Origin of the sequence: Indibacter alkaliphilus LW1 (genome assembly GCF_000295935.2) — a bacterium.
In the GTDB taxonomy this organism is placed as follows: domain Bacteria; phylum Bacteroidota; class Bacteroidia; order Cytophagales; family Cyclobacteriaceae; genus Indibacter; species Indibacter alkaliphilus.
Map to the genome: position 1 here is coordinate 100158 of NZ_ALWO02000032.1, position 22706 is coordinate 122863.

Consider the following 22706-nt stretch of genomic DNA (forward strand, 5'->3'; position numbering starts at 1 on the left):
AACACGATTCTTAAGGAAAGTCGTTTCGATCGTGGACAAAAATAAATGTTTAACCTCAAATTAATACGATATGGAAATTTTTAATAGAAATGATTTTATCGAACACGCCCAAAAAACAGGTAATCCGATAGTGAGTATATACAGCCCTACCTCAAGAAGAAGTTCAGATGGCTACAAGAAAGATCAGACACATTTCAAAAATCAGCTTAAAGAAATAGAAAAATCCCTGGCTGAGAATTATAAAATGGAGGACAAGGAAATCAGCGACTTTTTAGCTCCGGCAAATGACCTCCTTGATAATCACAAATTCTGGCAGCATAATTCCGACATGCTTGCTTGCTTTATAAGTCATGAAGGACTCAACATGTACAAACTTCCAATTGACATCAAAGACAGTCAGCATTTTATAGGCAGCAAACCCATGCTGCTCCCCATGCTTCCGGCACTTTCAGACGATGGTCACTATTACATACTCTTACTCAATCTTGATCAGATCAGGTTGTATGAAGCAACCCGTAATACTGTACAGGAAATACTCTTAGATCCTGAAGAAGTGGCTGTTTCATTCACTGCTGAAGAGGAGGAAGATGAAAACCAAAAACAACTCCATGGTCAGGGCGGCAAGGGCAATGCAGGCGCAATGTATCATGGTCATGCAGGCGGATCTGATGAAGAGAAAAAAGTAACTATCCTCAATTACTTCCACAGGATGACCAATATGCTTGAGCCTAAGCTTAATAATAACCCGCTTCCCTTGGTTTTAGCAGGAGTTGATTATTTGGTCCCGATTTTCAAAGAGGCTTCTAAATACAATCATTTGATGGAGGGGCATGTGAGTGGAGCTTTTGAAGAAAAAGACATGATGACACTCCACCAAAAATCCTGGGAACTAGCAGCTCCTCTATTCGAAAGTGAGCGCCTAAAAAGAAAAGAGAGTTTCTCACAAAAAGCAGCTGAAGGCTTGGCTGTAAGCAATGACAAGCTCAAGGTGATCAAAGCCGCATTGACAGGAGGTGTAGACACATTACTGATTAACAGAAACCACAAACATCTTTTCGGATCCTATGATACAGAAAAACATCAAATCAATGTATCAGAGCAGCAAGAAAGCGAACAACATTGCCTGATAGATGAAGCTGCAGCAAAAGTGGTTGAATTCAAAGGAAAAGTCTATCTTACTGATGAAGAACAAATGCCGGAAAATGCACAAGTAGCTGCAATTCTCAGGTATCCTTTGTAAATCGATATTGAGTCGCTTATGAATTGAGGCAGGATTTCCTGCCTTTTTTTTGCGCACTGTATTCCCTGATTTGGGGAAAACAATTCCTCAACCTCTCAAAGCCAAAACCACATTCCGGTGTAGCAAACCGAAAACCCTAAAATAAATCCTCCCAAAATTTCACCCGGCGTATGTGCGTTCAGGTAGAGTCGTGAAGACCCTACTGCTCCAACCAGTATCATGGAAATTAAAAAAAGAGGCAAAAGCTGACCTTGTGAATTATTGATCAGACCGTATAGAATAAAACCCATCAGACCTGCTGCACCTGTCATGTGGGCACTGATTTTCCAAAAAAATGTAATCCCTGTCAAAATAATAATACAGGCAGTAATGAGGAAAAGAGCCAGAATGATTGTAGGATCCAGTTCTTGCTTGGTAGAAAAAAGATATGTAGCCAATAGAAAAAAGGCACTGACCATTCCAAAAGGCAAAAGACGCTCCTCCTTTTTTCTCATCTGAAGAGAAGGAATATTTTTGGTGAGTTTCATGGTCAATAAACTTAAAGAAGGAATAATGAAGGTTGTCAGAAATACCATAAACACCAAGAGCAGATTTGTGGTAAAACTGAATCTGGGTACCTCATCAGCCTTAAATAATAAAAAAGCAACCACAAATGTGGGCATCAGCAAAGGCTGAAATAGGTAAGTAATTGACAATGCGAATACTCTGTACACTTAAAGCTCTTTTCTTAATCTTGCCACAGGAATCTGCAATTGTTCTCGGTATTTGGCTACTGTTCTTCTAGCTATATTATAGCCTTTGTCATTGAGCAGTTTCACCAGTTTATCGTCAGAAAGAGGTTTCTTTTTATTTTCATTGTCCACCATCTGCTGCAGAACTGATTTGACTTCCTTATTAGAGACATCTTCGCCTGAGTCAGTCGCTATCCCTTCAGAGAAAAAGTATTTCAAAGGAAAAATACCGAATTCAGTCTGAATGGACTTACTATTGGCTACTCGGGATACTGTCGAAATATCCATTTCAATTTTTTCAGCAATATCTTTGAGGATCATAGGCTTTAATTTTGTCTCATCGCCTTCGTAGAAAAACTCCGTCTGGTAATCCAAGATTGCATGCATGGTTTTTAGCAAAGTCTGTTGCCTTTGCTTGATAGCATCAATAAACCACTTGGCAGCATCAAGTTTCTGCTTGACAAAGGTGACTGTTTCTTTTAGTTTTTTATCCTTCTTGTCACTTTTATCATAAGCATCAAACATTTCTGAGTAAGAACGACTAACTCTTAACTCAGGAGCATTCTTAGAGTTTAAAGAAATATCAAATTTCCCATCCACATTGGTAAGGATAAAGTCAGGGATGATGTATTGCGTTTTGACCAAGCCATCAGAAGTTCCTCCTGGCTTAGGATTGAGTTTAATGATCATATTCACAGCGTCTTTGAGCTGCTCGTCATCTATCTCAAGTTTTTTCTGAATTTTAGAGTAATGCTTTTTGGTAAACTCTTCAAAGCAATCATTGACAATTTTGATAGAATTGCATGTGGTGGGATCATCAGGGTGTTCTTTTCTTTCCAATTGGATCAGAAGACACTCTTGTAAAGTCCGGGCGGCAATTCCCGCAGGATCAAAATCCTGAATTCTTCTAAGAATTTCCTCTACTTCATCTGCATCAGTTTCAATATTCTGGGAAAATGCAAGGTCATTGATAATGGCTTCTACATCTCTTCGGATATAGCCATCATTTTCAATACTGCCAATCAACTGCTTTCCTATATTTCTCTGTCTTTCATCAAGTTTCAAAAATCCAAGTTGGGAAATCAATTGCTCATGCAATGAAGACCCACTGGAAATTGGTATTTCCCGATCTTCCTCGTCTGGGGAATAATTTCCATCACCTTGCATTTTATATCCCCCATAGTCATCGTTGAGGTAGTCGTCGATATTGAGGTCTTTTTCGTCGAAACTTTGCTCCTCCTCGAAATTATCCTCAAAATTCTCATCTTCAGACTCCTTTTTTTCTTCGTCTCTCCCCTCTTCAAGCGCAGGATTAATTTCCAATTCCTCTTCTACCCGAGCATCAAGCTCAGCAGTAGGCACTTGCAGCAATTTGATAAATTGGATCTGCTGCGGTGAGAGCTTTTGTGATAAAACCTGGCTTAAATTTAATTTCTGCATAGATGTCTGATATTAGAAAAGAAGTTCAAATTACTGATTTTTCAATTCAATAATTCCTATCTCAAGTCTCCAAATTTAGGAAATTAGAACTATTTATTGATAAAAAGCTTATTATATCGTTTTTTTGCAATCCCTTCGAAAGGTCCTTTTTTGAAAGGCAATTATATATTTCACCAACATTATCAATTTGATATGGCTTTTAACAAAAGAGTAAAAATAAAAAATCTCTTGACAGAGGATTTCTTGAACAAAGAAGTCAGCGCGATGGGATGGGTTAGAACAAAGAGAAGTAACAAAAATGTTTCTTTTATTGCCCTGAATGACGGCTCTACCATCAAAAATTTTCAAGTGGTAGCTGATCCAAATCAGATTGATGATGAGATACTGAAAAAATGCAATACAGGGGCTTGCATCAAGGTTAGAGGAAAGGTAGTAGCATCACAAGGGGCTGGGCAGCAAGCAGAACTTCTGGCATCAGGCATAGAGATCCTGGGTGAAGCTGACCCTGAAAAATACCCGCTTCAACCTAAAAAGCATTCCTTGGAGTTTCTTAGAGAAATTGCGCACCTACGTGTAAGAACCAATACTTTTGGTGCTGTCTTCAGAGTAAGACATGCTTTAGCTTATGCTGTACACAAGTATTTCAATGACAAAGGCTTTTTCTATATACATACCCCGATCATTACCGCTTCAGATGCCGAGGGTGCAGGAGAAACATTCAAAGTAACCACCTTTGATCTCAAAAATCCTCCTTTGGATGAAAAAGGCAACATTGACTTCAAACAAGATTTCTTCGAAAGAGAGACCAATCTTACAGTATCAGGTCAACTTGAGGGAGAACTGGCGGCTATGGGGTTAGCTGATATTTATACATTTGGACCCACTTTCCGTGCTGAAAACTCCAATACCACGCGACATCTTGCTGAATTCTGGATGATTGAACCGGAAATGGCTTTTTACGATGCTGAAGACAATCAGGATCTAGCTGAAGATTTCCTTAAGTATGTCATCAATTATGCTTTGGAAAACTGCATGGATGATTTGGAGTTTTTGAATAAAAGAGCTGAGGATGAAGAAAGCACCAAGAAAGCAGACCAACGAGCCGAAATGGGTTTATTGGATAGGCTGAAGTTTGTGGTAGACAATAAATTTGAAAGATTAAGCTATACCGAAGCTATTGATATCCTCAGAAATTCTAATCCCAATAAGAAAAAGAAGTTTCAATACCTCATTGAAAGCTGGGGAGCTGATCTGCAATCCGAACATGAACGATATTTGGTAGAAAAGCACTTTAAAAAACCGGTTATTTTGACGGATTATCCCAAGGAAATAAAAGCCTTTTATATGCGCCAAAATGATGATGGGAAAACTGTAGCTGCCATGGATATCCTTTTCCCTGGAATTGGTGAAATTGTAGGAGGGTCGCAGAGAGAAGAAAGGCTGGATAAGCTAACCCAAAGAATGGAAGAAATGGACATACCGACTGAGGAAATGTGGTGGTACTTGGACACAAGGAAATTCGGAAGTACTCCACATGCAGGCTTTGGTTTGGGCTTCGAAAGACTTGTTCTTTTCGTCACCGGAATGGGCAATATCCGTGATGTGATTGCTTTTCCGCGAACTCCTGGAAATGCTGAGTTTTAGAGGAAAGCGTTTGAAAAAAAGAGGCTGTCATTTTTTGGCAGCCTCTTTTTTATACTCCCTGCTTATTCAGAACAGGCTTAATTTTTTCATCCAATGTGGGCTTATCTTCCAAATCCACCACCTTTATCCTTCTGATCAAAGGAATACAAATCAAACTGAATACTATGGCAATATAGCCGATAATATCAAAATTCTGCAACTCACCGCCAGCCCCCTCAGTCAAAACCAAGCCTGCAAAAAAAGATGCTACTCCAGCACCAAATTGCTGTACTGCTGAATTGAAACTCAAAAAACTCCCCCTATTCTCAGCCTTAGCAGTCCCTGTTATCAAGGCTGCAGCAGGAACCATTCTGCCATTTGATGTCACAAAAAACATCGTGGTGATGAGCAGGACATAAGGTATTGGAGTTGCACCTAATTGGGTGATTACTGCAATTGGAACAATATTCAAAGACATAAAGACAGTAAAAACTTTTACCTTTCCATATTTGTCCGTAAGCCTACCTACCCAAGGAGAGGTAAATATTGTAAACAATCCCCCTGCCATATATATGTATGTCAATTCAAGATCCGTAAAACCTACATTCGCCACCATGTAAGGACTCAAAAAAGGAATGATGGTAAATTGACCCAACATCATCATAATGGTCAAAGTAATCGCTCTCATCTGATTTGGATTACCCGTTACTCTTTTTACCACTTGAATGGGACTTGGTTTCAATTTTTTCTCTACTAAGTGCGCTGTAATGCTTGGAATAAATTTGTAAATCATCCAAAGGATTATTAATGACAAAGCTGCCAAAAAGAAAAAAGGTGCGTGCCAGTTGGAAATGCTGGCTATAAACAAACCAAATGGCACCCCGAATACAGAAGCCACGGAAAATGCTGCCATGACCAAGCCCATGGCCCGCCCTCTTCTGGCGTCTGGAATGACATCACCAATAATCGAAAGTACCAAAGCAGAAGTCAACCCACCAAAAACACCAGAAAGGATTCTTGAAATCAACAGGATCGGATAATTTGGTGAAAGCGCACAGGCCAAAGTACCCAAAAGGAAGCCTGTAAATACCCAAAGCATAATTTTCCTTCTGTCATACTTGTCAAGTACAAATGCTCCCAAAAAGCTGCTTAATCCTGCACTGAAAGTATATGAGGAAACCAATAGACCAAACTCTCTGGGACTGATTTCAAAAATCCGCATCAACTGTGGACCTAAGGGCATCAAAATCATAAAATCCACAATATGAGTGAAATTGATGGCTGCCAAAGTCCATAGCAGTAGTTTTTCTTTATTCATTTTTACAAAATTCTTCTTAACAACCCATTGTGAAAAAATTAAGTTCTAAGGGTTAAATTATTTGTCAGAACTTTTGAATAAACGAAGCCATTGTTCAAATATTCAATCAATCCCCAAATCCAAAAAAGTTTGAGGAATACTCTCTATGATATCAGAGGCAATAGTGCCTCTTCCTTTGGTCTTCGATGCAACTTGTCCAGCCAAACCATGATGAAAGACCGCGCAAAGACAGGCATCCAACGGAGAATATCCTTGACCAAGCATAGCAGTAAGCATCCCTGTAAGCACATCTCCCGAGCCAGCAGTAGCCATATGCTTATTTCCCGTAGAATTAAAATATTGAGTTCCATCAGGAGCAGAAACACACGTAAACGCACCTTTCAAAACAAGATATACTTTATTGTCACTCGCAAGACTTCTAGCCTTTTCCAGTCTTTCCATCTGGTTTTTAGCTTTCCCACTGATTCTCTCAAATTCTTTAAGATGAGGTGTAAGAATGCTGTTTTCCGGAAGATTTGCCCAAAGTTGTGGATTCTCAGAAAGTAAATTTAGTGCATCAGCATCCAATACAAGAGGCTTCCTAAAGGACTTCAATATTCCTTCAAGTTCAGAAACATCAACTTGACCCAAGCCTGGCCCTATTCCCAAAGCGTCAAAATCATCCATTGACACCAGCTTTTCCCCATCCAAATACATGGCCTCAATACAGTTGTTGTGCAAGGGTATGACAGCACTATCATCTGCCCATACATGCACCAAACCGGATCCAGTACGTAAAGCAGCCCTAGCACTAAGTATGATCGCACCAGCCTTTCCTCGTCTACCTCCAATCAATAAAATCCTTCCAAAATCACCCTTATGGCTAAATGCGTGAAATTTTTTATGCCTAGGAAGCATGTCGCTTTCCTGCATGAAAAATCTTCGCCTTTCAAATTTCATCAGGAAATCCTCAGGTATACCAATAGAAGCTACCAACAATTCCCCTATATACTTAGCATGCTCAGGAAAGAGCAAAGAAAATTTCGGGAATTGAAAGCTTACCGTCAATTCAGCGAGGAAAGCCTCTCCTTCCACCAACTCGTCAGCCGGCAATCCAGATGGGATATCAACCGCTATTTTATTTGCATGAAGCTCATTCAACCTTTTTACCGCCTTTAAGAAAACACCTTCTAAAGGTCTGTTTATTCCCACACCAAATAATGCATCAATTACAATCCCATCCTCTGCCAATTCATAATTGAAATCCTTTTCCAGAATGACACCTGTATTTTCAGGAAGTTTCTCAAAATTAATGACATAATCCTTGCTGCATTTTTCCTTTTCCGAAAAAGTAATAACTGATACCTTATAACCCCGATCTGCTATCAACCTGGCAATAGCAAGACCATCACCCCCATTATTACCCGGTCCAACAAAAACAAATATTTTCTTTTTGCTATTCTGAAACCTTTTGAAAAAATCCCTTACAAAACTCAAAGCCGCTCTTTCCATCAATTCCCATGAACTGATATTCTCAGATTGGATATAAGCCTTATCTAATTTTGCTACTTGATTTCCAGATAAAATACTAAGCATTTTTAATTTCGATTATTTTGTGAAAATCCTGTTTGGGGATCCTGACTAATAATAAAAAGCCCAGTCCCACAATAAAGAACAAACCTAATGCAAGGGAGCTATTCCTCATACTTCCAGTAAGCTGTTCAATGAAGCCATAGGAAAAGGTACCTAATACTATGGCTATTTTCTCCGTTACGTCATAAAAACTGAAGAAAGAAGCATGGTCAGTCGTATCCTCTGGAATCAATTTACTGTATGTAGAACGGGAAAGTGACTGTATCCCTCCCATTACCATACCTACTACAAAAGCCAAAGCATAGAATTGAAACTCATTTATAACATAATATGCTCCTCCGCAAATCAATACCCATACAAATACCATAATAACCAAGGAACTCTTATTCCCATATTTTTTTGACAAAAAGGCAAACAAATAACTTCCTATAATCGCAACTAATTGAATAATCAAAATAGTTATGATCAATTTATCACCTGGTAGGCCCAGTTCTTTGTCCCCAAAAGTAGCTGCCAAATACATCACAGTCTGAACTCCCATGCTATAAAAGAGAAAAGCTGCAAGAAACCTATTCATCACTGGCTTATCCCTAACTATCTGAAAAACTTTTCTGATTTCCTGATATCCTTTCAAGAGCAGGGCTCTTTCTACTTTTTTATTGTAAGGATTATCTGGAAGATATTTAAATGGAATTTGAGAAAATCCAGCCCACCAGATCCCCGTAATTAAAAAGGACCACCTCGCGGCCTGTCCACCATCACGGAAGCCAAACATATTGGGAAATTCAATCATCAGTAGATTCAGAACCAACAATATCACACTTCCGATATACCCTAGGGCAAACCCTCTTGCACTTAGAAAATCGTATTCTTCTTCCTTGGAAATTTCAGGCAAAAAGGCGTTGTAAAAAACAATGCTTCCTGCATATCCAATACTTGCAAGAATGGCACAAATAATTCCGTATTCAAGATTATCCCCATCAAAAAAGAAAAGACCTACACAGGAAACCGACCCGAGATAGGCAAATATTTTCATAAATGTAAGTTTCTTACCTCCAGTATCTGCTATCCCCGAAAGGAAAGGAGAAATAAATGCAATTACCAGAAAAGAAAAAGATATAGAGTAAGAGTAAAGCACTGTATTGACAATCTCAAAACCAAAAAACGAAACCAAATCTCCTTTATCCTCGGATTTGGTGACACTATTGAAATAGACAGGGAAAATTGTCGAGGTAATGACAAGGCTATAAACTGAATTTGCCCAATCATACATAGCCCAGGCATTTTGGACCTTATTTTTTGACCAAGTTGCTTTCATGTGCGTGGTTCTGAAAGTAAAAAAGCTATCCCATCAGGAATAGCTTTTTAATATAAATATTTTGTAGAATCTTAATTTTGCACTCTACCTACTGCTGCATAGAGCAGTTTTCTTGCGTCAGCCTCACGGAGCTCAAATTGGACATCAGAGATTGGTCCCATTTTCACATCCCGGTCAGCTTTCATAGAGATGGTTATCTGATCCCTTTCCACTTCCGACAATTGATCTTTTTCTTGGTTAACCCAAAGAACGATATCATTGGTAGTTATCAACACGTCATTTGCTTGAATTCTTGGTTCCGAACCATAAAGAGCTGTGTTTTTCGGTTTCCCCACATAAAGGTAAGAAATAAGGGATTTCTTTTCCAATTTTTGAAGCTGAGTAGCTTGCGGGATTTTTTGTTCAACCAAAATCTCCTGCTCTCTCAATACGGTAGTCACCATAAAGAAGAAAAGCAACATAAAGATAATATCCGGTAGTGCAGAAGTTGGGATATTTTCAGAAGTACCTGTTTTTTTCTTAAACTTTGACATATCAATTTCCTCCTATTTTATCTGGTTCTGCAATTGAAATTGCCATTGGTATACCTTCTTTTCCTCTATCCTGCAATTCTTTTTCTGCAGGATTTCTTCCGGTCAATGCTCTGTACTGATCTGCTGTAAGACCAACACGCTCAGCATAGATTTCAAAGTAAGCCCTTTTCACTTGATCCAGCACCTCAAGGTAGGTCTCATAAGAGGTACCTCTATTAGTTTTGATGGATACTACTGCACCGCCTGACATGGGGTGATCAGAAGATGAAGGGTCTCTTTGGGCTTTTTCACGAAGGGAAGCGGGTAAGCTGTTGAATAATGCTACTGCTTCCTCATCGGGAGCACCGAAGTTGAGGAGAAACTTTTTAACTTCCTCTGCAAGGGTATTGGTATTGTCCATGTACTCACCTTCTACCAAAAGCTGGTCATTCGCATTCACGAGAATATTGAAAATATTTCTCTCGTTCAATAAAATTTCAGGTGGTGGCTGGTTTGGATCCTGCTTTGGAGGCAGGAAGTTAAGGATACCCTTATCAGAGGCAATTGTAGTGGTTACCAAGAAGAATATAAGCAACAGGAAAGCAATATCCGCCATGGATCCTGCATTCACTTCCTGACTCATTCTACCTTTTTTCCTTGCCATTACTTGATTGCTTTATTGATTTCAGTAAATATTATTCCCAACAAGGCCACAAAGAATAATGTGTACGTTGTCAGAAGTGCACCTCCCACAAACTTAGAAAGTCCAGGAGTCAAATTAAACGGGTCTGCAGCAAATCTTGGAATTACTTCATTATCTGCAATTGAATACATAATAAAGAAGACGACACCAAGTGCTACTACCGCCGCACCGGTTTTGACCAAACTTCCCGGATCTCCTAGCGATTTGATTAATGGCATCAAAATCGCCAAGATTGCACCGATGATGATCAATCCCTCTGCTACGAATAAAAAGATGTCTATAGAATCCATAATTAATTTTTCTTTAGTTAATTGAATAATTCCAATCTGAGTAAAAACTCCCTAGAAATTATTTAGTCAATTTGTGCTTAACAAGCATGTCTACCAAAGTGATGGAAGCATCTTCCATATCATTAACCAAAGAGTCAATTTTAGCGACACAGTAGTTGTAGAACAACTGAAGGATAATAGCAACTATCAAACCAGCTACTGTAGTCAAAAGGGCAATTTTAATACCACCTGCCACAAGAGAAGGAGAGATATCTCCAGCTGCTTCAATCGCATCAAATGCACCGATCATACCGATTACAGTACCCATGAATCCAAGCATTGGAGCCAATGAAATGAATAGTGATATCCAAACTAGCCCTTTTTCCAAACGACCCATTTCCACAGATCCGTAAGCAATAATTGACTTTTCTACCATTTCGATACCTTCAGTGTATCTCATCAATCCTTGTGTAAAGATAGATGCAACTGGGCCTCTAGTGTTTTTAGTGACGTCTTTTGCCGCCTCTACACCACCTTGTTGTAATGCTTCTTCAACTTGCGCTAAAAGTTTTTTGGTGTTTGTAGTAGAAAGGTTCAAGGTAATGATTCTTTCCAATGCTACGGCTAGACCTAAGATCAAACAGATCAATACCGGAGACATAAAGGTTGGATCACCTTCAATGAACTTTTCTTTGATAATTTGGTGGAATCCTTTCTCCTCGTCGATGATTTCATCGTCAACTACTGCCGGGGCAGCGGGTGCTGGAGCGGGAGCAGCTTCCTCTTCTGCTTCATCTTGGTCCACAACTTCTTCAGTGGTTTCTTCTGCAGATTCATCTGCGTCCTGAGCTTTCGTAATCACCGGAGAGAATAGGAATCCGGCAAGCATGAACAAAGCGATTAACTTTTTCATAATGTAGATTTTAAATAGAATTTAAATAAAGGTTAAACGGTTTCTAAATTAATATTGAGATTTTAAAGTTATCATTTTTTCGGTTCAAATTGCAAAGGAAATATTCATATTTTTTTTATTTCGGGTGATTCTTACCCGCTTGCAGTTTTCATTTGCAAGCTAAATTATGGAATATGAACTGATTATATAAAATATATAAATGGGTAAATAAAAAGCACTTATACTAATATATGCTCCTTTATCACCAAAACTCCTTAATCTCATTCTCAATTTCAAAACAAGTCAAAAACACGGTTTGATTTGACCTTCAGGATTATTCCGCAATAATCTCTGAGCCTTCAAGGATAGTAAACATCCAGTAAAGCTCTAGGCAAATTGTGTAATACGGATAATATGCCTTGTGACTGGAAAATATTTGAAAAGAATAGCTTTTGAAGATACCAGGACTTTTAGTTGGAGATTAAAAATCAAATCTTGCCAATACTGTTTCCCCTCTTTCCACCTCCTGGGCCAATTGCTTGAGAGACTTTTTGGTCAACATATCCACTACATGTGTTCTGACCTTCTTTATTTCATGGTGTAGAGGGCATGGGTTGGTTTCAGAACACTCTTTCAATCCTAGACTGCATCCTTTAAACAATCCATCCCCATCAATTACTTCAACCAAATCTCTTAATGTAAAACTTTCGTGGGCTCCATCCGCATAAAACCCTCCTGTTGGCCCTTTTTGTGATCCAATGATCTTCTTTCTTACCAATTCCTGCAAGATTTTAGCTGTGAAGGGTTCAGGGGCATCTACGTGTTCGGCAATTTCTTTTGCTCCTACCTTATTCCCTAGAAGACTTTGTTTCCAGATATAAATGACGGATTTGATGCCATATTGGCAAGCTTTTGAAAACATATAAAATAGATTTGAAGCTAAATTAAGGATAAAAATGTCTTAATAATAAAATTAGACCTTTTCTTTAAGCTTTTGATAAGCACAATCAAAGCCATCAAGGCAAACATTGCCAAAATACTGTAGCCGTTAATCAGACCAAACATGGTCCTCCCTATTTGAATTTCCAAAGCACTGAATACAATCCTCCCTATTAAACTCATTTGGAATACAATCCACCCAAACCATAATATAGGATGATAGGGCTTCTCTTTAATATTTAATACGACAGGTAAAATAATGGGGGCATGTGCCCAAATCATAGAAAATGTAAAACCTAAAAAGAAACTATGAACAAACAAGTCATAATGAAAAGGACTGTGCGAAAAGAAACTCAGAATCAATCCGCTCAGTCCTAACCAAATATAACCAAACCTCAAACCTATTCCTATATAACGAAACTGTCCCACCTTTTTAGCTGCCACTTTGGCCATATCAAAAGCAAATAGCCACAATGCAGCTAAAACCATCGACATTCCCAGCAAAAGGGCTCCATATCCATGGAAAGGCAGGAGCAAACTGACGAAGAAAATAAATATCAGCGCTAATAAAATTACTTTGGCCCATTGAGGAGTAGGTAAAAACTTGCTAAGTTCAAGCCGCTCTCCTACTATAGTCAATAATATAAACCCGATCCACCAAGACACCCCAGCAGGTATAAATCCAGTTTTCAGTACCATCGCATTGCCCAACAACCAACAAACAGCACCTAATGAAATTACATATTGTTCCAAAACCTGGTGTTGGAAACTCTGAAAGTACATGATCAATACCAGTCCAATGCTGGCCATTAGTAGCATTATACCTCCGAGAGTGGGATTGCCCATCCACAACATTACCGGAACAGACAACCCACTCAGGAGAGGAACAACCAACCAACCTTTATGCTTCATGACCATTGCTCTTTCTAAGGAAATCAAGGTGCCCAAAAACCCCCCTACCATCAACAAACCATGCTGAGCGGCAGCGCCAGGAACAACCCAAGATAAATCCCCCAACCTAACCGATCCTCCGGAAATACCCATCAGTAAGGCCAATAGAACCAGAGGTAAAATATAGTTAGGCTTAATTATTTTCATGGTAAGCAATTTAAGGACTTTTTTATCCTTTATTGTATTGTAAGAAAAGGGAGCAAGAACTCCCTCATTTTTGTTTCTTTATTACAAAGGTAAAAGAAAAATATTATAGGACAATTTTATCCTTTATTATTTTCGTTTACAATTTCACCTTTTAAATAAAGTCATCTGACATAATCTATTATTCTAAGATTCTCTTTGAACATAATCATCCGTTCTATAACCAGTGGAATTTTCACAATAGAATAAGCCTACGATTTCTATCCAATCCCGATAAACCGGGAAAAGTTATCAATGAGTAACCAACCCCGAAGACTCTGGGCCTGGTTGATTCAAGCCCCACATTAAATAGGTTACTGGTCTAATTCCGGATATACATATATTTGAAAATCACATGGACAATACCTTCTCATTTTTGAAGAAATTCAAGCCATTTAATTCCTCTTTCATTTGATCCAGTTGTTGAAAAAACTGATTCTTAACATTTCCAGCTTCTTCTGAAAATTGCAACTCCAAATTTTGATAATATTCAATCCCACCCAAAAGGTTTGATTTGAATTTCTCTACGTATGCCTCGTATTTTTTGCTTGGATCGGGTAGATTTTTTTGAATATCTTTTTTCAGATACTCAAAATACAATTGGAGCTCTTTTACAAAAACATGAGGCCTTTCCGCCTGGACCTTCAGTTGAAGCCTTCCGTAAATATGGCCCACCATTTCACTTAAAGTGAAAACACCTTTGAAATAAGCCAGATTTGGTCCAGGACAAATGGTCACCGCTTTTAGGTTTCTTTTAGGTGTTCCTCCTTCATTTAAAATCGCAGGGGCACTTAAACCTTCACATAGACAATCTTTTTCCAAGACTTCATCCAGCGCTGCTTTGCTGGTATTTCCAGCGTTAAATTGCTTGATTTTAAGATCCTGATATTGTCGTGAAGCCGTACAAATAGCCTTTTCTGTAAACTCCGTACTGAAGGTTAAAAACTTTTTGTAACACGGACTTCCAGGTCTGTTTTTAGCGATCCTCATTTTCCTTTGATCCTCTCCACTACTGATTCGGAGGTTATTGAAAGGAACCCCCAGAGGAGAAGCATGGCTGAGGTAATAATCGGAGTTCTTGGCCTGAATCAACCTATCTAAGGTGTCCTTATCCACTGAGGTAGCCTCCGGAACAAGCAAAAACGGACTTCCCCAACCTGTTCCATCGAGTTGGTAATAAGTCATCAAAAATTCATTTTCTTCCGAAGTACCTATTCCACCTTGATAAGTGATTTTAGGAATAAAATTCTCTGGAAGTGGATTTTTCCCTTTGGTCTCAAGTGCTTGTTGACAAGAAGAAAACAACATCTGGGTAAGGTTTGCCTTCTCTTTTTTAAACTCCTCCAATATAGGACCAATAAGCACCCCTTCTGTAGCAAATGCATGACCTCCACAATTGAGGCCGGATTCAATTCTAAACTCTGAAATCCATATTCCTTTTTTCGCTAAAAACCTTCCTTGTATCATCGCAGAACGATAATCAGAAACTTTCAAAATAATCTTCTTTTTCAACCTCCCCTGACTATCAGGGAAAAAGTCATCGAACTCTTCTATATAGCTGTAAAGGGCTGGGTTCATGCCTGCAGAAAATACAACAGAACTTTGAAGTGAAGATTGAGCAAATCCACGCAATGCAGACAAGGCGTCCGAATAAGTTCTAGGCAATTCATTCCCTTCCTTATCGAAGTTTATTTTATCCACTTTAGTCATGATGTTGACATCTATGTCCCCAGGTCTTACAGCTTCGATTAATTCTCGTTCCAGTTCCGATTTTTCAATAGATTCAGGGATACTCAAGTATTTTTTGAATTTTAAATAAAGAGAATTCTGAGGGTGAAGCAATTCAAAATACTTAAACAACACACTACCTGGACTGAATGCCTGAGATTTGACCTCATTGATTTGTCTCGATACTATACCGTGCAAAAGATTAAGATAACTTTTAATCCGCTCGGCTCTGTAATCTGGAGTATTGGGTTCTATTGGTATATAAGGAATATTTCTTTTTCTGGAATGGAGCCGTCTCATGTCTTCCAGCAAATGGTCATCCATAATAGAAACTACAGAGCTGATACCAAATTTGGCTACCTTTAAAGGAGAGTCGACTGTGAAGCCTAATCCCATTACTGGGATATGAAATGCGTGATTTGTGGTCATTGGAATTTTTATAATATAGGTAACTGAAATTTCCTCCAAAGGTACCTGACCCAATTCTCAAACTGTAATTTGATGAAGTCTAAAAAATATGATTTTGATCAGGATTCGCCTTTTATAAACTCCTCTCCTATTATTCTTAGCACAACCTCCCTAAGCTCAGGAACCACATTTTCTTCAAACCAAGGATTTCTTTTTTGCCAAATTTTATTTCTGGGAGAAGGATGAACTAAAGGAAAAAAATCCGGTAGGTAGTCATGGAAGTTTCTGACAGTTTCGGTAAGGTTATTCTTTACCTCTGAACCGATATAATACTTTTGAGCATATTGCCCGATCAAAAAAGTCAGTTTTACTTGAGGAAGGTAATTCAAAACAGATCGATGCCAGGCAGGAGCACACTCTGGCCTAGGAGGCAAATCCCCACCTTTCCCCTTTCCTGGATAGCAAAACCCCATCGGCATAATTCCAAAAACCGATGTGTCATAAAAGGTCTCCTTATCCACTCCCAGCCATCTCCTGAGTTCTTTACCACTTTGATCATCCCAAGGAATCCCCGATGCATGTACCTTTGTCCCAGGTGCCTGGCCTATTATCAGAATTTTACTTTCGGAGGAAATATGTAAAACAGGCCTTGGAGCAAACGGCAGTTTTTCTTTACAGATTTCACAATTACTGATTTCCTTTAACAATCTTTCCAGCATAGCTTTTTTTGCAATACATAAACATATAAAAATTCAGACTTTTATCTTTTTTTAAACTTTCAAACTGCCTTTCATCTTAAAAATATGATTCAAATTTAGAGGACAAAATTATCTTTTTTTTAGGTTTCACCCAAATTTCCAGCCTGATTTTTTCCCTGATTTAAGTCATTTCAACTCATGACAATTCCCCGCTTGCAAAGCTGCCCGATTCCCTACATTGGAGATGATTTTAATTTATAACACCATAACCTTTAGCATAAATATGAATCAATTTGTCATCAAAAGAAACGGGGAATACGCCCCATTTGAACCTTTCAAAATAGAAGATGCCCTGATGAAGGCATTTCAGAGTGTGCATCAACCCTATCATTCCCTCACTTTTAAAAAAGTCCTTCACCATTTACAATCCAAAACGACCTGGGCAGTAGAGGAAATTCAGGATATCATCGAAAAGGAACTGTATGCATTCGGGTATTTTGATGTCATGCGCTCCTTTATGCTATACAGGCATACCCGCAAAATGCAACGGGAGCATGTGGCAGGACTCAACGAAGACACAACCTACGTGGACAGCACGCAGACTATTGAAGAATACATCCATCAAACCGACTGGCGGATCAATGCCAACGCCAATACATCCTACTCCAATGCAGGACTTGTCAATAATGTAGCGGGAAAAATCATCGCCAATTACTGGCTTGATAAGGTTTATAGCAAGGAAGAAGGTTATGCACACCGCAATGGAGACATTCATATCCATGACTTGGATTGTCTGACTGGATATTGTGCAGGTTGGAGTTTGAGAGTTTTGCTCAATGAAGGTTTCAATGGTGTAAGAGGCAGGGTGGAAAGCAAGCCTCCCTCCCACTTCAGAGAGGCACTTGGTCAAATGGCCAATTTCCTTGGAATCCTCCAAAGTGAATGGGCAGGAGCACAGGCATTCAGTTCATTTGATACTTACCTGGCGCCCTATGTCTTCAAAGACCAACTTTCACAGAAGGATGTAGAAAAAGCCATTCGCTCTTTTGTCTACAACCTCAATGTACCTGCCCGGTGGGGACAGTCTCCATTTACCAATATCACTTTGGATTGGGTAGTTCCTGAGGACTTAAAAGATCAGATACCCACTAAAAATGACATTCATTTGTTCAAATTTATCCAAGATGAAAAACTACTGGAAATCGCCAAAAGTAGAGGCGTAAACAACTTGGAAGATTTGAGCTACAAGTATTTTCAAAAGGAAATGAACATGATCAATAAGGCCTACTACACTGTAATGACAGAAGGTGATGCCAATGGTCAGCCATTTACTTTCCCCATTCCAACCGTCAACATCACGGAGGACTTTGATTGGTATGGAGAAAATACAGACTTGCTTTTTGAGAATACTGCCAAAATTGGTTCTTCCTACTTCCAAAACTTTATTGGAAGTCAATACATGTATGATGAAAATGGAAATAAAATAGAAAACCCCGAAGCCTATAAGCCCAATGCGGTCCGCAGTATGTGTTGTAGGCTACAGTTGGACCTGCGGGAACTATTGAAGCGGGGCAATGGTCTTTTTGGCTCAGCAGAGATGACCGGAAGTATTGGAGTAGTCACCATCAATATGGCCCGATTGGGATATATCTATAGGGGAAACAAACAAGGGCTTTACGACAGACTGGACACCTTAATGGCCATTGCTAAATCTACCTTGGAGAAAAAGAGAAATTTTATTCAGGAAATGTACGATCGAGGACTTTACCCTTACACCAAAAGGTACCTACCACATTTCAGAAACCACTTCTCCACCATTGGAGTCAATGGAATGAATGAAATGATATTGAATTTCACTTTTGAAAATGAAGATATAACAGGAGATTTTGGGCAGCAGTTTGCCACTGAAATTCTGGAATACATCAGAAATAGGATGAAAGAATTCCAAGAAGAAACTGGAAACCTTTACAACCTGGAGGCCACCCCGGCCGAAGGTACTACTTATCGCTTTGCCAAAGAAGACCGTAAACGCTTCGTGGATATTATTCAGGCTGGGACTGGCGAAAACATCTATTATACCAACAGTTCTCAAATACCCGTGGATTTCACAGATGATCCATTTGAAGCCTTGATGCTTCAGGATGAATTACAGTGTAAATATACAGGGGGAACCGTCCTGCACTTGTACATGCGGGAAAAACTTTCCACGCCGGAAGCTTGTCGCAATCTGGTCAAAAAGGTCCTCTCCAATTTTAAACTCCCTTACATTACGGTAACTCCTGTATTCAGCATCTGTCCTGTACATGGATACCTGAATGGTGAACATGAATATTGCCCAAAATGTGATGAAATTCTATTAGATCAAATTAACCATAAAACCTCTTAAGTTATGCAAACAAATGAAGCAACAATTGAAAAAATTGAAACCCAAACCTGGCTGGAAGCCAACAGGGATAAAAGAACCAAATGTTTGGTCTATACCCGGGTAATGGGATACCACAGGCCAGTAGAAAGTTTTAACATTGGAAAAAAAGGTGAACACAAGCAACGGGAACATTTCAAAGAAGAAAAGGACAGATACTGCTAGACCCATTTATAGCATTACCCCTTTTACATTATTGGACTATCCTGACCATACGGCCTGCATCCTTTGGTTTGCAGGCTGTAACATGCGTTGTGGATACTGTTACAATCCTGAAATTGTAGCAGGCAAAGGGAAACTTAGCTATGGGGATATTCTTCAGTTTTTGGAGAAAAGAAAAAATCTTCTGGATGCGGTTGTATTCAGTGGTGGGGAATGCACCCTCCATCAGGATGTCCTGTGGTTAGCCCATCAAATCAAAGAATTGGGCATGAAGGTGAAGATCGACACCAACGGCAGCAGACCGCACGTTTTGGAAAACCTCATCGCAGAGAAACTGGTAGATTACGTCGCTTTGGACTTTAAAGCCCTGCCTGGAGCTTATCAGAAAATAACAGCCTCCCAGCTTTACGGTGAATTTGTAGAAAGTCTGGATATCCTGCTGTACAGCAACATCAATTTTGAAGTCAGAACCACCCTCCACAGCTGGCTAATCAGTGAGGAAGACCTTTTTAATATGACCAAGTTCCTTAAGGAAAAAGGATACCAAGGCAACTACTACCTTCAGCATTATGTCGGAGACAAAGGCAGCATTTCCAAGCTACCGGAAAGTATAAAGAAAGTATATACCCATGAGAAAATTGATTTTCCGGTGAAAACCATTTGGAGGAATTAAAAAAGGTGAAGTCAAGAACCTCACCCTTTCATTCACCGAAAACACATGATTTACACACACATTTCTGAAGCCAAAATTTGAGGTTCCATGATGACCATGGTCTTAATAGAGTTAGAAATCAGACAAGCATTTTCAGATTTTTCCAATACTTTTAACGCCTTACTTTCAGACTCCTCTGTACAAATGGTCAACTCGGGCTTAAGCACTATTTCTGTCATCATCCATTTGCCTGACTCTCTGGAAAGCCTTCCAAATGCCTGACTGGAGAAATGTTCATATTTTAATTTGTAATTATCTGCCACGGCAAGAAACGTCGTCATAAAACAGCTGTTGACTGCTGCAGTAAACAGGTGCTCAGGAGACCAGATTCCCGGAACACCTTCCGGAAATTCGGGAGGCGTAGCACATGAAAAAGAATGTTCAAGTTCAGGAGAACTCATCTTTCCGATTCTTCCATTTTGCCAATGGACATTGACTTCATAGGTAAATGATTCAAACATATATTAAAATTCTAATTGGTTTAAACTGTTTCTATTTCTTCTTCTACTTCCTCAAGGTGATGATCAATCTTTTCCATTTCATAGGCTGGTTTGAGATGCTTGGCACTTTTCAACACAAACCAGGTCAGAGGAAAGAGGCCGCCGATACAAAAAACCGCTCCCCCTACAATCCTTAACCAGGTCATTGCCTGAAAAGGTACACTTTGGATAAACTCCTGAGACCTGGCAAACCAATACCCTTCCTCCATCACTGCAACAAGTTGATGGATTCCTGCAGGGAATAAATCCAAAGTCACCATCAATAAAAGTCCAATATTGATTGACCAAAATGCCGTTTTCACTAATTGGGTGTTCCATGCTTCAGGCTTTAGTAAAAATCTCAAAGCAAAAAGAATGGCTGCTATGGATAAATTACCGTAAACCCCCATGAGTGCTGCATGCCCATGATTGACTGTCAGGTAAGTTCCATGCTCATAATAATTGGCTATGGGAAGGTTAATGATCAGACCAAAGACTCCTGCACCAAAGAAATTCCAAAAAGTAACCCCAATGATAAACAGGAATACTCCAGGCATGGCAAATAGAGAGGATCGGTGTCTTTCTTTTTGCTTTGTCGATAATAGGTAAGGCATACGTTGCATCCTCCATGCCTCCAAGGTTAACAAAATCAGCGGAACCACCTGTAAGGTCGAAAATACACTTCCCAGAGCAAGCGTTCCTACAGGTTTGGCATTCCAATAGAAATTATGTGAAATCCCCAATAGCCCTGAACCCAAAAACAGTAAGGCTGCGATATACACTACTTTCACGACAGCTTGCCTGTTGACCAAACCCATCATCACCATCATGTAGCCTACTATTATCGTGGTGAACACTTCAAAGAATGCTTCCACCCACATATGCACTACCATCCATCTCCAAAAATCAGCAATGACGAAATTGGTTTCAGGTCGCGCTACAAAGCCCGATAATAAAAGAAGTAAAATACAGACAATGGAATACACCAACCAATTGGGTAGGCCCCAGGGCATACCAGGTCTAAGGGTGTTTTTAACCCCCCGATATACAATAATCGCCCATAGTGCAAAGATGGCCAAAAGGAAATATTGGTATAGTCTGCCTAATTCCACAAACTCCCAACCTTGATGCCCTAACCAACGGGAATAATCCCCCAACATCCCCATTGGTCCCATGAAGATTCCCACAAAAGACCCGCCTACCATGACAAAAAATATCCCAAAGAGCAAATTGATCAAAAATAGCTGACCTTTAGGTTCACTCTTTGCCAACAAGGGTAGGATAAAAAAGGAAATCCCAACCCAACAGGCTGAAATCCAAAACAGAGATAACTGAACATGCCAGCTCCTTGAAATTGTAACAGGTAATACTTCCTGAATATCCCAACCAAAGAATTTGGTAAACCCAACAAAATCATGAACAGTCAGAACTCCAGCCAAAACCTGAATCAAAAACAGGATTACCGCAACATAGAAAAACTTAAAGGTGGCTCTTTGGGTCGGCGTAGGTTTGTATTGTTGTAATTTTTCTTCAGTGACCATTTCTGATGCACCTTTTGCATAATACTCCTCACTCAGTTGTTCAAATTGTCCATAGTAATACAGAACAATTCCCAAACCCAATACCAGCCCCAAAAGGCCCACAATACTCCAAATTAAAGTGGAAGGCGTAGCGACATTTCCTGCAAATTCATCATAAGGCCAATTATGGGTATAACTGTATTTTTCACCAGGTCGCTCTACACTACAGACCCAGGATCCCCAAAAAAAGAATGCACTTAAATCCTTGATCTCTGTGGGATCGGAAATATATCCAGTTGGCTTAAATGCCTCATGAAAATCAGGATTGAGAAACATCTCCTGATAAAAGCCCTCCAAATCCCGAATGGCAGCTACCTGAGCGAAAGAAATGTAAACCTGATTGTTATTCTCATCGTATGTATTTTCCTTAATTTCTTTTTGAACTTTTCTTAAAATACCCTCTGACTCAAACTCACTCCTGCTTCCATTCTCTTTCAAGCTTTCCTGATAAAAACGAAACATGGATTTGGCTCTTTCATTCAAGGCCTGAGCTGTAAAATCAGGACCCCTTAATGCGCCGTCACCAAACATACTTCCATATTCCATCAAAGCATAGCGATGGAAAACCTCCTGTCCTCTCAATATTTGCTCTTGGGTGATGATTTCTTCTCCCTTTTCATCTACATAATGCGGAATAGGAGGCGCTTCCTCGTAAGTCTGATAGGCAATGAACAAAATACCTACTATACTGATGACAAAGATGACCATAAAAGGAAGCCACCAGTTCTTTTGTTTCATGATGTAATTCAGGAATTTAGTATCCGGTTTCATGGGTTAATGGTTTAAGGTAGATTTATTTCATATTTAAGAGTATTAATTCTTAATT

At 39.4% G+C, this 22706-nt stretch carries 18 protein-coding genes and 1 pseudogene; 4 read left to right on the top strand and 15 right to left on the bottom strand.

Annotation, left to right across the window (positions count from 1 at the left end; all coding sequences use genetic code 11):
• The first annotated feature begins 70 nt into the window (after positions 1–70).
• The gene (locus A33Q_RS09545) at positions 71–1240 is read left to right on the top strand and encodes a baeRF7 domain-containing protein (protein ID WP_009034349.1); all 1170 of its coding nucleotides are present in this window, start codon (positions 71–73) and stop codon (positions 1238–1240) included.
• 95 nt (positions 1241–1335) lie between these two features.
• Here the strand turns inward: A33Q_RS09545 and A33Q_RS09550 are convergent, their stop codons facing one another.
• Positions 1336–1953 carry a phosphatase PAP2 family protein gene (locus tag A33Q_RS09550; protein ID WP_009034350.1) on the bottom strand — a complete coding sequence of 206 codons (618 nt, stop codon included), beginning with the start codon at positions 1951–1953 and terminating at the stop codon, positions 1336–1338.
• Positions 1954–3411 carry an RNA polymerase factor sigma-54 gene (gene rpoN, locus A33Q_RS09555; RefSeq protein ID WP_040490299.1) on the bottom strand — a complete coding sequence of 486 codons (1458 nt, stop codon included), beginning with the start codon at positions 3409–3411 and terminating at the stop codon, positions 1954–1956. It lies immediately after the preceding gene.
• A gap of 192 nt (positions 3412–3603) precedes the next feature.
• Between rpoN and asnS the strand changes: the two genes are divergently transcribed.
• Positions 3604–5055 carry an asparagine--tRNA ligase gene (gene asnS / locus A33Q_RS09560; RefSeq protein ID WP_040490308.1) on the top strand — a complete coding sequence of 484 codons (1452 nt, stop codon included), beginning with the start codon at positions 3604–3606 and terminating at the stop codon, positions 5053–5055.
• A 49-nt stretch (positions 5056–5104) separates the two neighbouring features.
• On the opposite strand, the gene A33Q_RS09565 is transcribed toward asnS, so the two are convergent.
• The 11 genes from A33Q_RS09565 to A33Q_RS09615 all read right to left on the bottom strand — a co-directional run bounded on the left by A33Q_RS09565 (position 5105) and on the right by A33Q_RS09615 (position 16546).
• On the bottom strand, positions 5105–6352 hold the full coding sequence (locus A33Q_RS09565) for an MFS transporter (RefSeq protein ID WP_009034352.1): 1248 nt from the start codon (positions 6350–6352) through the stop codon (positions 5105–5107).
• Positions 6353–6454: 102 nt separating this feature from the next.
• Positions 6455–7927, bottom strand: coding sequence for a bifunctional ADP-dependent NAD(P)H-hydrate dehydratase/NAD(P)H-hydrate epimerase (locus A33Q_RS09570; RefSeq protein ID WP_009034353.1), 1473 nt, complete (start codon positions 7925–7927; stop codon positions 6455–6457).
• The gene (locus tag A33Q_RS09575) at positions 7920–9242 is read right to left on the bottom strand and encodes an MFS transporter (RefSeq protein ID WP_009034354.1); all 1323 of its coding nucleotides are present in this window, start codon (positions 9240–9242) and stop codon (positions 7920–7922) included. Before A33Q_RS09575 ends, A33Q_RS09570 begins: the two co-directional genes overlap by 8 nt.
• Positions 9243–9313: 71 nt before the next feature.
• Positions 9314–9775 (bottom strand): ExbD/TolR family protein, encoded by a 462-nt coding sequence (locus tag A33Q_RS09580; protein WP_009034355.1) that lies wholly within the window; start codon positions 9773–9775, stop codon positions 9314–9316.
• A gap of 1 nt (position 9776) precedes the next feature.
• Positions 9777–10418: an ExbD/TolR family protein gene (locus tag A33Q_RS09585; RefSeq protein ID WP_009034356.1), complete on the bottom strand. Its 642-nt coding sequence runs from the start codon at positions 10416–10418 to the stop codon at positions 9777–9779.
• Complete coding sequence (locus A33Q_RS09590; RefSeq protein WP_009034357.1) at positions 10418–10747, bottom strand: hypothetical protein; 330 nt, start codon at positions 10745–10747, stop codon at positions 10418–10420. Before A33Q_RS09590 ends, A33Q_RS09585 begins: the two co-directional genes overlap by 1 nt.
• 58 nt (positions 10748–10805) lie before the next feature.
• Positions 10806–11639, bottom strand: a complete 834-nt coding sequence (locus A33Q_RS09595) for a MotA/TolQ/ExbB proton channel family protein (protein WP_009034358.1) — start codon at positions 11637–11639, stop codon at positions 10806–10808.
• A 460-nt stretch (positions 11640–12099) separates the two neighbouring features.
• A complete protein-coding gene (locus tag A33Q_RS09600; protein WP_009034359.1) occupies positions 12100–12540 on the bottom strand; it encodes an RrF2 family transcriptional regulator in 441 nt (146 codons plus the stop codon).
• A gap of 17 nt (positions 12541–12557) precedes the next feature.
• The gene (locus A33Q_RS09605; protein WP_009034360.1) at positions 12558–13655 is read right to left on the bottom strand and encodes a hypothetical protein; all 1098 of its coding nucleotides are present in this window, start codon (positions 13653–13655) and stop codon (positions 12558–12560) included.
• A 387-nt stretch (positions 13656–14042) separates the two neighbouring features.
• Positions 14043–15848: a hypothetical protein gene (locus A33Q_RS09610; protein ID WP_040490309.1), complete on the bottom strand. Its 1806-nt coding sequence runs from the start codon at positions 15846–15848 to the stop codon at positions 14043–14045.
• 98 nt (positions 15849–15946) lie between these two features.
• Positions 15947–16546 (bottom strand): uracil-DNA glycosylase family protein, encoded by a 600-nt coding sequence (locus A33Q_RS09615; protein ID WP_009034362.1) that lies wholly within the window; start codon positions 16544–16546, stop codon positions 15947–15949.
• 262 nt (positions 16547–16808) lie between these two features.
• Between A33Q_RS09615 and A33Q_RS09620 the strand changes: the two are divergent.
• Positions 16809–19112 (top strand): annotated as a pseudogene (locus A33Q_RS09620) (ribonucleoside triphosphate reductase).
• The gene (locus tag A33Q_RS09630) at positions 19060–19782 is read left to right on the top strand and encodes an anaerobic ribonucleoside-triphosphate reductase activating protein (RefSeq protein ID WP_051394841.1); all 723 of its coding nucleotides are present in this window, start codon (positions 19060–19062) and stop codon (positions 19780–19782) included. Before A33Q_RS09620 ends, A33Q_RS09630 begins: the two are co-directional and overlap by 53 nt.
• 50 nt (positions 19783–19832) lie before the next feature.
• Here A33Q_RS09630 and A33Q_RS09635 read toward each other — a convergent pair whose 3' ends face one another.
• A complete protein-coding gene (locus tag A33Q_RS09635; protein ID WP_009034366.1) occupies positions 19833–20282 on the bottom strand; it encodes an OsmC family protein in 450 nt (149 codons plus the stop codon).
• Positions 20283–20302: 20 nt separating this feature from the next.
• Positions 20303–22651 carry a nitric-oxide reductase large subunit gene (locus A33Q_RS09640; RefSeq protein WP_009034367.1) on the bottom strand — a complete coding sequence of 783 codons (2349 nt, stop codon included), beginning with the start codon at positions 22649–22651 and terminating at the stop codon, positions 20303–20305.
• Between the last annotated feature and the right edge of the window lie 55 nt (positions 22652–22706).